Source organism: Enterococcus sp. DIV0170 (assembly GCF_051710765.1).
In the GTDB taxonomy this organism is placed as follows: Bacteria; Bacillota; Bacilli; order Lactobacillales; family Enterococcaceae; genus Enterococcus_A; species Enterococcus_A raffinosus.
Window position 1 is genome coordinate 1,020,827 of record NZ_JBIOLG010000002.1, and the last position, 13,722, is coordinate 1,034,548.

Annotated in this window: 9 protein-coding genes; 2 read left to right on the top strand and 7 right to left on the bottom strand. The window is 43.6% G+C overall.

The window, feature by feature from the left end; all coding sequences use genetic code 11:
- Positions 1–155: 155 nt before the first annotated feature.
- The 4 genes from IGI50_RS20395 to IGI50_RS20410 are packed head-to-tail and all read right to left on the bottom strand — an operon-like array spanning position 156 to position 6,372.
- Positions 156–1,469, bottom strand: coding sequence for a family 20 glycosylhydrolase (locus tag IGI50_RS20395; protein WP_438778341.1), 1,314 nt, complete (start codon positions 1,467–1,469; stop codon positions 156–158).
- Positions 1,470–1,528: 59 nt separating this feature from the next.
- Positions 1,529–2,389: an ROK family protein gene (locus IGI50_RS20400; protein WP_060789571.1), complete on the bottom strand. Its 861-nt coding sequence runs from the start codon at positions 2,387–2,389 to the stop codon at positions 1,529–1,531.
- A 4-nt stretch (positions 2,390–2,393) separates the two neighbouring features.
- The gene (locus IGI50_RS20405; RefSeq protein ID WP_438778342.1) at positions 2,394–5,066 is read right to left on the bottom strand and encodes an alpha-mannosidase; all 2,673 of its coding nucleotides are present in this window, start codon (positions 5,064–5,066) and stop codon (positions 2,394–2,396) included.
- Between the two features lie 16 nt (positions 5,067–5,082).
- On the bottom strand, positions 5,083–6,372 hold the full coding sequence (locus IGI50_RS20410) for a glycoside hydrolase family 125 protein (RefSeq protein WP_438778343.1): 1,290 nt from the start codon (positions 6,370–6,372) through the stop codon (positions 5,083–5,085).
- A gap of 155 nt (positions 6,373–6,527) precedes the next feature.
- Between IGI50_RS20410 and IGI50_RS20415 the strand changes: the two genes are divergently transcribed.
- Together IGI50_RS20415 and IGI50_RS20420 are read left to right on the top strand one after the other, a co-directional pair.
- Entirely contained in the window at positions 6,528–7,568 is a 1,041-nt protein-coding gene (locus IGI50_RS20415) for a GntR family transcriptional regulator (RefSeq protein ID WP_438778344.1), read from the top strand.
- Positions 7,561–9,702 carry a GH92 family glycosyl hydrolase gene (locus IGI50_RS20420; protein ID WP_438778345.1) on the top strand — a complete coding sequence of 714 codons (2,142 nt, stop codon included), beginning with the start codon at positions 7,561–7,563 and terminating at the stop codon, positions 9,700–9,702. The genes IGI50_RS20415 and IGI50_RS20420 overlap by 8 nt, the downstream gene beginning before the upstream one ends.
- 56 nt (positions 9,703–9,758) lie before the next feature.
- Here IGI50_RS20420 and IGI50_RS20425 read toward each other — a convergent pair whose 3' ends face one another.
- The 3 genes from IGI50_RS20425 to IGI50_RS20435 are packed head-to-tail and all read right to left on the bottom strand — an operon-like array spanning position 9,759 to position 13,591.
- The gene (locus IGI50_RS20425; protein WP_438778346.1) at positions 9,759–11,264 is read right to left on the bottom strand and encodes a response regulator transcription factor; all 1,506 of its coding nucleotides are present in this window, start codon (positions 11,262–11,264) and stop codon (positions 9,759–9,761) included.
- Positions 11,254–12,984, bottom strand: coding sequence for a sensor histidine kinase (locus IGI50_RS20430; protein WP_438778347.1), 1,731 nt, complete (start codon positions 12,982–12,984; stop codon positions 11,254–11,256). Before IGI50_RS20430 ends, IGI50_RS20425 begins: the two co-directional genes overlap by 11 nt.
- Complete coding sequence (locus IGI50_RS20435) at positions 12,977–13,591, bottom strand: YesL family protein (RefSeq protein WP_438778348.1); 615 nt, start codon at positions 13,589–13,591, stop codon at positions 12,977–12,979. Before IGI50_RS20435 ends, IGI50_RS20430 begins: the two co-directional genes overlap by 8 nt.
- Positions 13,592–13,722 lie beyond the last annotated feature (131 nt).

The following is a 13,722-nucleotide window of genomic DNA, read 5'->3' on the forward strand; positions in this document are numbered from 1 at the left end:
GGTTTCTAAATAAATGTAATTTTTAAATAATTTATTTTTCTATTTCACCTTACTTTAGGATTTCAAAAATTTTCATATAATGAGATTTACCCAAAATTCCAAAAGTATTTTAGGATTTTCTATTAGTAACATTTGATTTACTTATTCTTCCCTTCTCATCTCATCCACTGTTCAAACACTTCTTGATAATCGTCTTTCTTATTTTTATCGCCATACACCTTTTCGCTCAGTGCGGCTTGCAGCCAAAAAATATCAGCAAGGACTTCGTGGGATGATTTGGCTTTGGGAATATCAGCCCAAACGGAAAGAGCGACTCCTTTGGTCTGATTTTGTTTCTTCATTTTTTGATCACTCGCAAAGGTCGTTAATTGAAAGTGCTCGTTGATTTTTTCATATGTGGGATACTGGTAGCCGGCTGCTTCGCCGAGCACGTAATAAAGAAAATTGTCATTGTGATTTATCATGGTGTATCCGCGAGTTAAATATGTTTCGATTGCAGCCATGTGCGGATTCCAACGTGTCCAATAGGAAACCTCGCATTGGTTCGTTAAATGAATGTGTTCTTGGTCATCGTTTCGATAGAAGCCGTCGTTCCACACTCTAACGGTGAATCCAAATCCATTTAGATAATGAATCAGATCGTTGACGTACTGGATGAAGGGGTTGATGCCGCTGGCGGTGCTGCCAAGCTTCAAAGCTGTCGAAGTTAGACTTGGATATTGGTCGAGTTGATCAAAGTCGACAAATTCATCGGCGCCAATATGAAAGTACCGGCTTTCTTGAAATAATTCCGCAAACTCTTGATAGATTTCCTTGATAAAATCGACCGCCTCGGGATTTAATATATCCAGCGCGCTGGTTTCGCGGCTACCATCAGTCTTCGGTAAACACCATTCAAGATGATGTGTTAAAAGCTGGCGTACATGTCCGGGTGTGTCTATGTCTGGAATGATCTCTAGATAAAACTTCTCTGCATATGCGATTAATTCACGAATCTCCTCTTGACTTAAATGGTTGGGGCTGCAGATTTCTGGGTGAAGGAGTGACTCGATGCCAAAGCCTTCATTTTCCGAAAAGTGTAATTGGAGATGGGTAAATTGAAAAAGTGCCAGGCTGCGAATCAAACGTTTGAGCTTGGCTAATGAATAGTATTTTCTGCCAATATCCAGCATCAGAATTTGTTCTTCTAGTGCAGGCTGAATTGTTTGAGGCTGGCTTTTCCCCATTAACTGCTGGAGAATCAGGCGAACGCCCCCCCGAAACAAGCTGCTGGGGGTTTTCCCTGAAAGACGATTTGATGTTAGGCTGATCTTTGTCTCTAGCGTTGGCTCAATCGCTAAAATCAGGCTCGTCTCCGGTCGGCTTCTAAATTGATAGCCTAGTTCAGTAAATAGCTGTATGATATTTTGACGGACTATTTGTGTGGCGCTGTTTTCGGCAATCAAACAACGGTCGATCGTTTTCATCATTATCTTCCCTCAATCAAAAGAAGCTGAACGATTCATTCCTAGTTCAGCTTCTTTGTTTTTTAGTTTAGTGCTTCTTCTGCTAGTAAAAGGCAGCCGATAATGCCGCTCTCATTTGGCAATCCCCAGCGAACGATATACTCGCTGGCTGGCGGAGTTTCCAGATAGCCGGACATTTGGTCGACAAACGATTGACGTATTTTCATCAGCATCTGATTTTGATTCATCACTCCACCGCCTAAGACGATTTTTTCAGGCGCTAAAATTAAGCTATAGCTCATCAATGCTTGCCCAATGTAATAGGCTTGAAGATCCCAGATAGGGTGATCCTCTGCCAGGTCTTGACCTTTGATCCCTGTACGAGCTTCCAATGAGGGGCCGGCTGCTAGGCCCTCCAAGCAGTCTTTGTGATACGGACAGGTGCCATCATAATCGTCATCCGGGTGACGTTTTATGTGCATATGACCCATTTCTGGATGACCGATTCCTGAAAAAATGTTCTCATTAATAACGACTCCGCCACCAATGCCTGTACCGACAGTTAAGTAGATACAACTTTTCTTGCCCTGAGCCGCTCCTTTTTTCAATTCGCCATAAGCCGCCGCATTCACATCGGTTGTCCAAGCGACTGGAATGGCATACCGTTCCTTGATTTTGCCTAGAAAATCTACTTCTGACCAGCCTGGTTTCGGCGTTGCCAAGATGTAGCCGTAGTTGTCTTTGCTGGGATCGATCCCGATCGGACCAAAGGAACCAATTCCCAAAGCGGATAGCTCATATTGATCAAAGAACTCAAAAACTTCCGCAAAGGTCGCTTCTGGAGTCGTCGTTGGGATACTGATCTTCTTTACTAAGTTTTGTTGCTGATCGCTGACGGCGCATACAAACTTTGTCCCGCCTGCTTCTATACCACCAAAATACATTCTGCTACTCCTTCATCTCTAGGGTTTTAATTTCATATGGCTGCAGTTTGGCTTCGTATGCGCCGCAGCGTTCTTCTAAAAGATTCAACAAATGAACGGGCGATTCTCCGGCTTTTTCAATCGTGATATCTGTTGGCTGATCGCTTAGATTGTAGCCGCGCAGAATCAGTGCCTCATCGGCTTTTCGCCGTTTTAATGCGGTGACTTCAAAACACTCGCCGCTTACTGTCAAGTAGTTTTGAGCTGAATTCAATCGACCTTCGTGAATAGACGTTTGCTGTGTCACAAAAGGCACTTGTGCCCCATGGGCTTGCTTGTAAGTCTGATAACGAGTTGCTGGCGCACCGTGGAGTTCGATCCCGAAGTTGAAGGTGTGGTTTCCGATACACTGTGCTTCAGGTGTTGGGAAATAACCCCAATCGCCTAATTCACCGACACAGCGCAGCAGCGTCAATGCCAAAGTATCTCCTACGACCTCGTACTCATTCAAGCCAAAATTAGACAGAGTGACTCCAAATTCTTGATCGTGTAAATTAACAAAAGCGTGTTGGTGTTGTGGATTGGTTGGGTTTTCCCAATGTTTGGCGACTGTATTCGGACGAACCACCGTTTCATAAATGCTGTCTGCTTCATGGGTAGCTGTCTGAATCGTTGTTGGAAACAGCACTCGTAAGCGATGATCCTGTGCTTGATTATTGACAGTCGTTTCAAAGGCTACTCGGCGGTTATAGGCGTCCATAGTGATATCCGTTCTGATTGTAAAGGAGATTGTCTCATTGGAGCGCTGCGCCTTTCTTTCTCTAAAATCCACCACCATTTGTTGTTCTAGCGTCAATCGTTCTTCTGCTGATTTAGGTATCTCCATTTCGTGGATCACGCGAATCGTCGCACGTAGCGGTGTATCTTCGACGATTTCAACGTGATGTGCAAAGGCCGTGGATAGGATCGCGTGATCGTTTTTTGGTTGTTTGAAAATGTACTCATTGGCAATATCACCAACGTCTTCAAACACTAACAAATCTTCCAAGGTCTTCCCTAATTCTTTGTCCGTCAACCGGAGAGAGCCGTCAGAAGCGACCGTTAATTTGACCCACTCGTTTTCTAAAACACGACCGTCTTCTTTAATCAAGGTTGCTTCCGAAACGGGGGCAGCACCTTCAACTAAGGCGAAGCTTTCCCATGAAAAAGCAGCTAAATCTTTGACTTCAACGGAAAGGGTCACGTATTTCTTCATATAGGGAATCCGAAAACGATCCTTTGGCAGATCATAATCAAAACGAATCTGTTCTTCAGAAAGAAATGCGGGAACGCTCTGCCCCTGATGGTTGACCACGTGATACAGTTGTTTAGCTTCTTGGGCCAATGTCTCATAGCCCTCTGAAGGGTATTGCTGGTGGAAAGGAATTCGTTTCACTTCAACATCGACCTGAGCAGTGCCGCTTTTAACCGTGCCCGCCGTATTGAACACCACAAAGGGACGGCTGCCTTCTGGAAATCCGCTCGTATCGATTGTCGCAACCAATTGTGCCACGGCTTCTTCAGCCAGGTATTTTCCCACTTCATTGGCTTTTTCAAAGCGAGGCAGCATTTCCCGATGAACTTCATCTACCGAGCAGCCGCAAATACTATCGTGAGGATGGTTTTGCATCAAGGTCTTCCATGCGTAATCCAACTGGTCATGAGGGTACTCGCCAGTTACTTCATAAGCCATTGAGGCTAAAGGTTCCGTAATGTTTTCTAATTGCCGGCTGACTTTCGTATTCCATTGTTTTAGATACACTCGAGCAGAAGCCGTATTGGCTAAGGTGAACCAGCCGTCGGTCTCCTGACTCGTCAGCTCTCCTGTTACCTGTCCGATGTCTTCTGGCAGCTCCTTTTGAACTGCTGCCAGATACTCTGGGAAGCTCGCGTGGATGAATTCATACTCTGGATACAACCGATTGGCCAAGGCAATCGCCTGCGAGAGATCCTTTTGAACCGGCTGATGATCGACCCCATTCATCATCAGTAAATGTTGAGTCGACGCATACTTTTCGACATCTGCCAATTTTTGATCCCAAAAAGCTTTTGCTGCTGTTTCTTCCGCCGGAATTTCATTGCCGTTGCTGTACCAGTTGGCAAACAATAAGCCAAAAATTTCCGTTCCATCGGGACCTTGCCAGTTCATTTCTGAATATTGCGAAGTGTATTGATCCTCTAATACCTCATTATCAAAACCGATTGGTTTGACCCCGCGACCAAATGCTGCCGCGTTTAAATTTGCTTGCTTCATCATTTGCGGAGTTTGTCCCATATTTCCAAAGGTATCTGGAAAATACCCCAGCATCACGGGCGTGCCCCATTTCTGGCTTTCTTCCATCCCAATCAACATATTTCGTACATTGGATTCCGAGCTAATCAAGAAATCATCCTGCAAAATATAGAAGGGACCAATTTGTAGTTTTCCTTCTGTGATCGCCTGCTGGACCAAGGCTCTTTTTTCTGGTCGAACCTGTAAATAGTCATCTAAAATAATCGTTTGACCGTCTAAGTGAAAGCTGTGGAACGCCGGATCCTTCTCGAAGAGCTCTAACAAGTCATCCATGAGCTGGACCAAACGCATATGATGCTGTTCATAAGCCATGTACCATTCGCGGTCCCAGTGGCTGTGAGAAATGATATATACTTTTTTCTTCATCAACGAATCTCCTCTACTACTTCTCTACTCGAATATCGAAATAATCCATTACTAGTTCACAAAACATCATGTTTGCCCACGAGAACCATTCTCGCGTGTATTGATTGGGGTCATTGACATCAAACCCTTCGTGCATCAGATGCGTTCCACCGTCTGTCGCCACCAGCTGATCCAAAATCCGAGCTTTTTCTTGTTTATCCGCAGTGGTCATCCCTTCCATCGCCAAAGCGATCGGCCAAACATAATTTTCTGGTGTATGGGAAGAACCAATCCCCTTGGCAAATTTTCCTTCATAAAAATAAGGATTTTCGGAACTTAGCAAGGTTTTTCGAGTCGCAAGATAGGTCGGCTCATCCAGTTTTCCGTAACCAAGATAAGGCGCTGAGATCAAATTCGGCACATTGCTGTCATCCATGATGCTTCCATTGCCCTTGCCATCTACTTCATAGGCGTAAATCGTTTCGCCTGCTTGATTGACCGTTCGTCCATGCCTTTCGATCCCCTGCTGAATCTCCTCCTTTAATTTGCGAGCTCTAGCTACGATCTCTTCGTCTATCAACACTTCGCTAAAAAGTTCTTCCAAATAGCCTAAAATGACAACGGCAAACATATTCGATGGAACCAAATAGCCGTATTTACACGCATCATCACTTGGTCTAAAACCTGACCATGTCATCCCAGTCGGTACCACCTCTGCTCCCCGACCTTGATTGATCAGCGTGTCTTCTTGACGGGTCGTATCCCGTTCAAAAGTATACGGTGAATAGTGATGGTCCTGCTCTGTCTCGAAAACGCTTAAAATTTTGGTCACGCCGTTCACAAAGTCTTCATTGAACTGATCTTGTTTTCCAGTATTTTTATACAATAAGTACGCTAACTGAACAGGGTAACACAGGGAATCAATCTCATATTTACGTTCCCAGATCCAGTCATTCATCTGTGTGTGGTCCGCTTGATGACCGGCCTTGTTCGCCGTTTCGTTAAAAGCATTGGCATACGGGTCAATATTAATATAGAAGAATTGTTTCTTGACCAAACCAGAAATCATCGCGGCTAACTCTTGATCTTCTTTCGCAATGACTAAATACGGGCGCACTTGAGCGGTCGAATCTCTTAGCCACATCGCTGGAATATCGCCAGTCAATAGAAACGTTGTCCCATCTTCTTGGCGCTTCACGGTGGTCAATAAGGTATTGGCAAAGGCCGCGTTAAAATTCTCTGCCCAATCAGCATGATCATTGCCACATTTTTCAGTAATTTGTTCCATAAACCGAGTAACCGACTTTGGTATACTTTTATAAGTCATAAATCATCATTCCTCCAAATTTGATATATCATTTATAGAGATGATTATAGCTTAATGTTTGTCCGTTGTCTACGCTTCCATTCAAAAAAATGCCTCTTTACAGAAATAATAAGTATGGTAAGATATTCATATGATATATCAAATAGGAGGGAACTATGGAACCTTTATATCAAACAATCCTAAATGATCTTAAAAATCAGATTACCAACGGCAGCTTCCCGCCCGGCAGTCAACTTCCCACGGAAAAGGAACTGTCTGACACTTATGAAGTCAGCCGCATCACCTCTAAACGCGCATTAACCGAACTAGAAAAAATGGGGTTGATCGAGCGGACACGGGGAAAAGGGAGTTTTGTCAAAGAGCAGACACCGCAAAAAACGACGACCAAAAGAATTTTATTTCTGTTGCCCTTCTCCAATGATCTATCCCTAGGAAACTTTTCTGCCGGCCTGTTCCCTGTACTTCAACGGGAAGGATTTGAAGTGATGATGACGAATTTTGATTATCTGACCAGTCATCAAGCGAATGATATCGTACAGGAATTTGATGGAATGATCTATTATGCAGATGACGAGAGTCAGTATTTAGACCTGTTGTATGATCTTTCTTTCCAGCAATTTCCGATTGTTGCCTTAGATAAGCAGCTCCACGACTTGTCATTGCCAACGATCCTGTCAGACAACTTTGCTGGTGGAAAAGTCGCTTGTGATCACCTAATTGAGAGCGGCCATCGACGGATTGCTTATATTTTTGGGAATAGCCATCCGCCGCAATCGACGCGCCAACGTTACTTAGGCTACATTCACAGCCTAAAAGAGCAACACCTCTCCTTTCATACGACGTTAGAAGATCAACAGGCAAATCCCGATCACTTACTGGAATATATCACGGTAAACGAGATTACCGCTTTGGTTTGTGAGAATGATCTAGTCGCGATTGAATCGATGCAAGTCCTAAAACAAGGCGGCTTTGAGCTTCCACAACAGCTGTCCGTTGTCGGATTTGATGATATTCAGGCTGCTTCACTGGTGGATCCGGCTTTGACGACCGTTTCTCAAAATTTCAAGCAGATCGGGGCATTGGCTGGCGAGGCCTTGATGGATTGGATTCGCACTGAACAACAGCCGGAAAGCCAAAAAGTCGCCGTCACTTTGATTACACGACACTCAACAAAGGAGCTTTTGACAAATGATTGATACGATTGACACTCGTCACGGAACTGCTAATCAACATAGCTTTTCAAATGGCAATTGCCTACCCTATACTGGTGTTCCCTTTGGCATGAACTATTTTGTTCCACAAACCACCGACCAAAAAGGCAGTTGGTTTTTCCATCCTGAAGATCGGGTCTTTCAAGGCTATCGTTTGACCCATCAACCTAGTCCTTGGATGGGGGATTTCAGCCACATGGTGATGACCCCGTTCAGCGGCGCGTTGCCGGAGCTTTCTCTGTTCCACGCCCAAAGCTCTTATCGACCTGAAGAAGCTGTCTTCTCTCCTTATCAATTGAATATCCATCAATTACGCTATAGTCTCCATTCGACTTTGGTTCCCAGCATGTACGGCGGTCTGTTAGCGTTAGACTTTAGTCAAGAGGAAAATGGCCTACTGTTGACACTACCGGGGCTTAAAGCCGTCCGACAGGTAAATGCCCATGAACTTCAGATCAGTCTCGTGAATTACAGCGGCTGTGAAGACCCAGATTTCACTATTTACCTGACTTTCCAATTTGCTGAGCCTGTTTTATCTTTCACTGAAGCGACGAAAGAGGAAAACACCTTTATCCAATTAACTTTTGGGTCCGTGAAGCAGCAAGTCGTCCGTTTCGGGACATCGTTTATCAGCCAAGCACAGGCTTCTCTGAACCTAGAACGTGAAAGAGCCCACGACTTGCAGGACTTTTTAAGCAGCAGCAGACAAGCATGGACGAGCTATTTTGATCGTATTCAAGTGGAACACACAGATCCGAAACAAACAAAAACCTTTTATCACAATTTGTACCGAGTCTTCTTGTTCCCTCAAACCTTTTATGAAATAAACGAAGAGAGCGAAAAAATTCACTACGATACCTTCAATCGGGAAATCAAGCCGGGGGTTTTATACACTAACAATGGCTTTTGGGATACCTACAAAACGGTTTACCCGTTGTTTTCGTTGATTGCTGAGGAAAAATACGGTGAAATGCTGGAAGGCTTCTTGAATAGCTATGAAGAGACAGGCTTTCTGCCAAAATGGTTGTCGCCTGATGAACGGGGCTTGATGCCGGGAACATTGATTGATGCCGTGATTGCAGATGCTGCCATGAAAAAGATTCGTCCTGATTTGATGCCCCGCTTTTTAGCCGCCATGAAAAAAGGCGCGACAGTCCAAAGCGAAAGAAACAATTATGGGCGACAAGGAACCTTAGATTATCTGAGGTATGGTTATGTTCCTAGCAATTATCATGAATCCGTCAATCATACACTGGATTATGCCTACAGTGATTTTTGTATCAGTCAAGTGGCCAACACACTTGGAGAAACTGTAACTGCCACGGCTTACGCGGAACAATCCTTGAATTATCGAAACATTTTTGATCCTACTGTCGGCTTCATGCGGGCAAAGGACTCCGAAGGCCAGTTTCGGAAAGACTTTTCACCGATTCGTTGGGGGAAAGATTACGCAGAAGGCAGTGCGTGGCAAAGCAGCTTTGCGGTTTATCAGGATTTCCAAGGGTTGATTCAGCAAATGGGTGGAAAAGCCGCGTTTACAGAAAAATTGATTGAACTCTGCAACCAACCCCCGAGATTTGATGTGACCGGTTATGGGTTTGAAATTCATGAAATGAGCGAAATGGCCGCGATTGAATTTGGACAATTGGCCCTTTCCAATCAACCAAGTTTTCACTATCCTTATTTATTCAGTTATGTCGGCAAACCTGAAATGGCTCAGCCACTCATCAAGAATCTACTGACCGAATGCTTTAGCTCCGAAAGCGATGGCTATCCGGGGGATGAGGACAATGGTAGCATGGCCGGCTGGTATTTATTCAACTCGTTGGGCTTTTATCCAGTGACACCTGGAAGCGGGGAATATGTTATCGGTATGCCACTAGTCAAACGTGCCGTACTGGCCCTCTCTAATGGGCAAACGCTAACGATTACGGCAGAACCCAACCAGCCGCAGCAACAATTTATCCATCAAACCACTCGCAACGGCATGCCTCATCAGCCCCTCTTCTTCACCCACGAAGACCTGATGACCGGCGGAACAATCGATTACCAACTAGGGATCGTTCCAAATCCGAGAGACTATCAAAAAAATGAGCTGCCCTTTTCGTTAAGCAACTAAAAACAGACCGGAAAATCTTACAAGATTTTCCGGTCTGTTTTGGGTTTGAATTCCAGTTATCCCTCCTGTTCCGTGTCTTCGCTAATAACATTTGAATATTCCTTCAAATACTGCTCACGAAATTCTTTTGGGGTGATGCCGTTGAGTTTTTTGAACATTTTTGAAAAATAGTTGGTATTGTTATAGCCAATCTCATCGGCGATCTCATTGATATTTTGATTGCTGTAGAGCAGCAATTGTTGCGCCTTTTTAATGCGGATCTGGTTTAAATATTGTGAAAAGCTGTTGTTCATTTCTTTTTTGAACAGCTGTCCCAAATAGACCGCATTCAAATGCAGGGTGTCAGCGACCATTTTTAATGTAATGTCCTTGGTATAGTCCTTACGAACCATTTCGATGACCTCTTGAGTAACTTCTGAAATCTGTTTTTCTAGCGGTTGTTCACTTACCGCTTGCAGGACATTCTCCAAAACTTGCTTCAAGCGATAGACGGTTTCGCTTTGGCGAATCTGCTGAATCGTTTCTTCATAGATGACTTTGGTCGCCGTCGGGTACTGACGCGAAATGTCAGTGAACAATAAAAAGGCAATATACCGCGCATTTTCCGGTTGAAGGTGCTGCCGATGAGCTTCTTCAAAAATAGTATCCATCTCTTGTTGAATTGTTTTCGCATCGCCGATCATCAAAGATTTATTAAACCCTAAAAATGAAAATTCCTGTTCATTCAAGTTCTCTACCAAATCCTGCTTATGACTAGGCAGTAAATCAGGATAAAAATTTTTTAACGCTTCGATTTGTCGGACTTTTTCATAGCTTTCATAGACGTTTTCCCAATCGGGGATCGTTTCTCCCGTATAGATGACGATATCCCGGTATTGCCGTTTTATCTCAGCCAAAAAACGTTTTAATTGTTCTGCATCCCCTTGGAAAATCAAAGTGATCTGTTGATTTTGCTGAGAACTTCCAGCGATGATCAAACGCTGGTGGTTCTCTTTTAGCTGTTGTGTGATTGCCTGTAGCTGTGGAGCATCACTCAGTAATTTGATTGCTGTGAAGGGACCCTGTATGGGCAGCTCCAAGTCCGCCATCAGCTCAAGAAACTCCTGCTCATTCATCTCATCATTCAGCCAACGACCGATACTGCTTTCACTATACAACTGCTCCTGTTCCTTGCGATGCTGGCGTTCGGTCAACTCTTGTTCTATCTTCGTCACAACTTCCGTGAGTTCTTCTTGATCGACGGGTTTAACTAAATAATCCTTCACTCCTAGTCGGATCCCTTCCTTTACATACTCAAACTCTTGATAGCCTGACAAAAAAATGGCGGCAAATTCATCTCCTCGTTCATACGCCGCCCCGACCATTTGGATGCCGTTCATTTCTGGCATCGTGATGTCGCTTACGACAAGGTCAACCGAATGAGCCCTCAAGTATGTCAAAGCTTCGGTACCGGTTCGAGCGGTGGCGACAATTTCAAAGCCTAGTTCCTCCCAAGGAATGATCTGCTTCAATCCCTCTAAAATCATATATTCATCATCGACTAGTAGAACTTTATACAACATGTGCTTTTCCCCCTTCCACGCGAATCGTAATCGTCGTCCCTCGATCTATCTGGGATTCGATAGACATTGAGAATGTACCATCAAAACAGTTTTTCAACCGTTCATAGACATTTCGCATCCCAATTGACGACGTTTGCTGATCCTCAGGCATCCTTAGATTTGCTTGTAATTGCTGTAAGGATGTTGACTCCATTCCTTTACCGTTATCAATCACCTGAATCACGATATCTTCCCCTTCAAAAAAGGCTTTGACACTGATAGCATTGTCATTGCGGGTATAGTCGATCCCATGAACAAAATAATTTTCAATCAATGGCTGCAAACTAAATTTCGGAATCACCAGTTGCTCCAATTCCGGCTCAATGGTGAAACGATACGCAACCCGATCCGGATAACGCATTTGATACAAGTAGACATATTTCTCGCAAAAGGATAGTTCCTTTTTCAGGCTTGTCGTCTTTTCTTGAGTCGTATTGTTCCGCAGCAATGCTGAAAAGGCATAGACCACATCCGCTAATTCCTTTTGTTGCTTACTTAACGCGTACATACGAATATACTCCAAGGTATTGTACAGAAAATGCGGATTAATCTGGGATTGGAGCGCCCGCATGTGAGCATCCCGCTGCTTAATCTCCAATTCATAGTTTTCCTTGATGTATTGATCCAAGCTGTCAATCATATAATTGATCGCTTGCGAAAGATCAAGCAACTCATCTTGGACTAACCCAAGATCGATTCGTTCTTGCAGACGCCCCTCCGCAACACTATGGGTAATGCCTACGATCGTCTCCACTTGCTGAAAATAGCGTTTAAAGGTGCGATGCAGGATTAGCAAAAGAAGGCTCGCCAGTAAACCGCCTAATAGGATAATCAGGCTAAAGGTCTTTACATTTTTCCACCAAAGAACCTGTTTGTTCGCGACTAAAACATACGAATAGGTCTTGCTTGTTTGCCGATCGATCACATAGTAATTCTTACGAATCGCTTGCGGAACAGCCCCACGTCCTTCAATGCCTTTTACCAGTGCTTGATATTCCTTGTCGGTTACTTGATGATGGGTAGAGAATTTGACTTGATCGGCACTATCCACGATAAATGCGTCAATCCCTTCATCGACTAAAGATTGAGCCAAATCGCCTAATACAGCGGACTCTGAAAAAACACCGTAGATTTGGCCGATCGTCTGAAAACTATATTGATCCACGATTGGACGATTGATCAAAAAGCTCGTCTTTTTCGGCAGCTTACCTTGTAGCTTTTGCCCGTTATGATTCCTTTGATCCGCTTTCAAATAATTGTTTGAGCCATCCAAGGTGACGAATAGTTCCTCCAAATCAGGAAAGGCAGTAAAAAATCCGCTGATCGTGGAAGAAACCCGCGTATCCTTTTGATAATCGTCCCAGTATTTTTGGGTAAACTCAAAATATTCTGATGGAGACAAATTTAAGTATTTCCGAACATTATCCACCGCCGCATTGGAGCTGGCTAATTCCATGTAAAGGTAGCTCATGGTATTTTCCTTATCTGTCGCATAGCTGTGAATCCGGTTTTCTAAAATGTACATATCGTTCATCAATTTCTTGTAATTCGAATCTGCAGTAAAAACGCACAAAGCAGCCACTACCAGCAGGATGATTCCCACTAGCAGAAGGCTGTATACTTGCATCAAACGATTCATTAAGTGTGTTTTCTTCGTCAATCGAAATCTGCCCTTACTCATAGGAATTCAACTTCTTATCCACCAGCTGACGATTGTCCTTCGTAGCATACCCACTCCAGATTACTAGCAGTGAACAAGTCGCAAATAGCATCAAGCCCTTGAAGTACCAAGTCAGCACAAAGATGCTGGCCACGCCAAACAAGACTTTTAAAAAAACACCAAAATTTAAAAAGACACTAATAAAGGCTAATTTCAATAAATTCCCGGTAGAAATATCATAGCTGGTCTCATACTGAGTTGTATAAAGAAACAGCACTCCGACTAGCAACAGCACAAAGAACAATAAAAACGTAATGATCATCCATAACAATCCTTGGATCTGTGCCGCTAAATAGAGGTTGTAGGCCAACACGAAGGTCAAGGCTGCAAATAAACTAAAATGCAGATTCCCCCGTTTAAAATTCTTTTTCCAACTGCTCAAAAAACGTTTGAAGGTGATTTCTTGATAGTTGATCCCTTGCTCTGTCAGGAGGTCGTTCATCGTTTGAAAGGCTGGTCCGATGCCAAAAACTACGCCTCCCATTAAAGAAAACAAAAGAAAATATAGATTCAATTTAATAATCGTCCAGATTACATAAAATAGCCGTTGAATGCCTGTACTGGCCATGTCTTTCACCTCATCATTTCTGAAAAATGTTCAAATCTTAATCCACAACAGGAGTGTGAACTAAGATCTAGACATTTGTCATATAATAACATGAATCTCATAATAAAGAAGAAATAAAAGCCTTTTCTTAG

Bases quoted from the DNA above. Each gene is read 5' to 3' on its own strand.
- IGI50_RS20395 (WP_438778341.1), bottom strand. From the start codon at position 1,469: ATGATGAAAACGATCGACCGTTGTTTGATTGCCGAAAACAGCGCCACA.
- IGI50_RS20400 (WP_060789571.1), bottom strand. From the start codon at position 2,389: ATGTATTTTGGTGGTATAGAAGCAGGCGGGACAAAGTTTGTATGCGCC.
- IGI50_RS20405 (WP_438778342.1), bottom strand. From the start codon at position 5,066: ATGAAGAAAAAAGTATATATCATTTCTCACAGCCACTGGGACCGCGAA.
- IGI50_RS20410 (WP_438778343.1), bottom strand. From the start codon at position 6,372: ATGACTTATAAAAGTATACCAAAGTCGGTTACTCGGTTTATGGAACAA.
- IGI50_RS20415 (WP_438778344.1), top strand. From the start codon at position 6,528: ATGGAACCTTTATATCAAACAATCCTAAATGATCTTAAAAATCAGATT.
- IGI50_RS20420 (WP_438778345.1), top strand. From the start codon at position 7,561: ATGATTGATACGATTGACACTCGTCACGGAACTGCTAATCAACATAGC.
- IGI50_RS20425 (WP_438778346.1), bottom strand. From the start codon at position 11,264: ATGTTGTATAAAGTTCTACTAGTCGATGATGAATATATGATTTTAGAG.
- IGI50_RS20430 (WP_438778347.1), bottom strand. From the start codon at position 12,984: ATGAGTAAGGGCAGATTTCGATTGACGAAGAAAACACACTTAATGAAT.
- IGI50_RS20435 (WP_438778348.1), bottom strand. From the start codon at position 13,591: ATGGCCAGTACAGGCATTCAACGGCTATTTTATGTAATCTGGACGATT.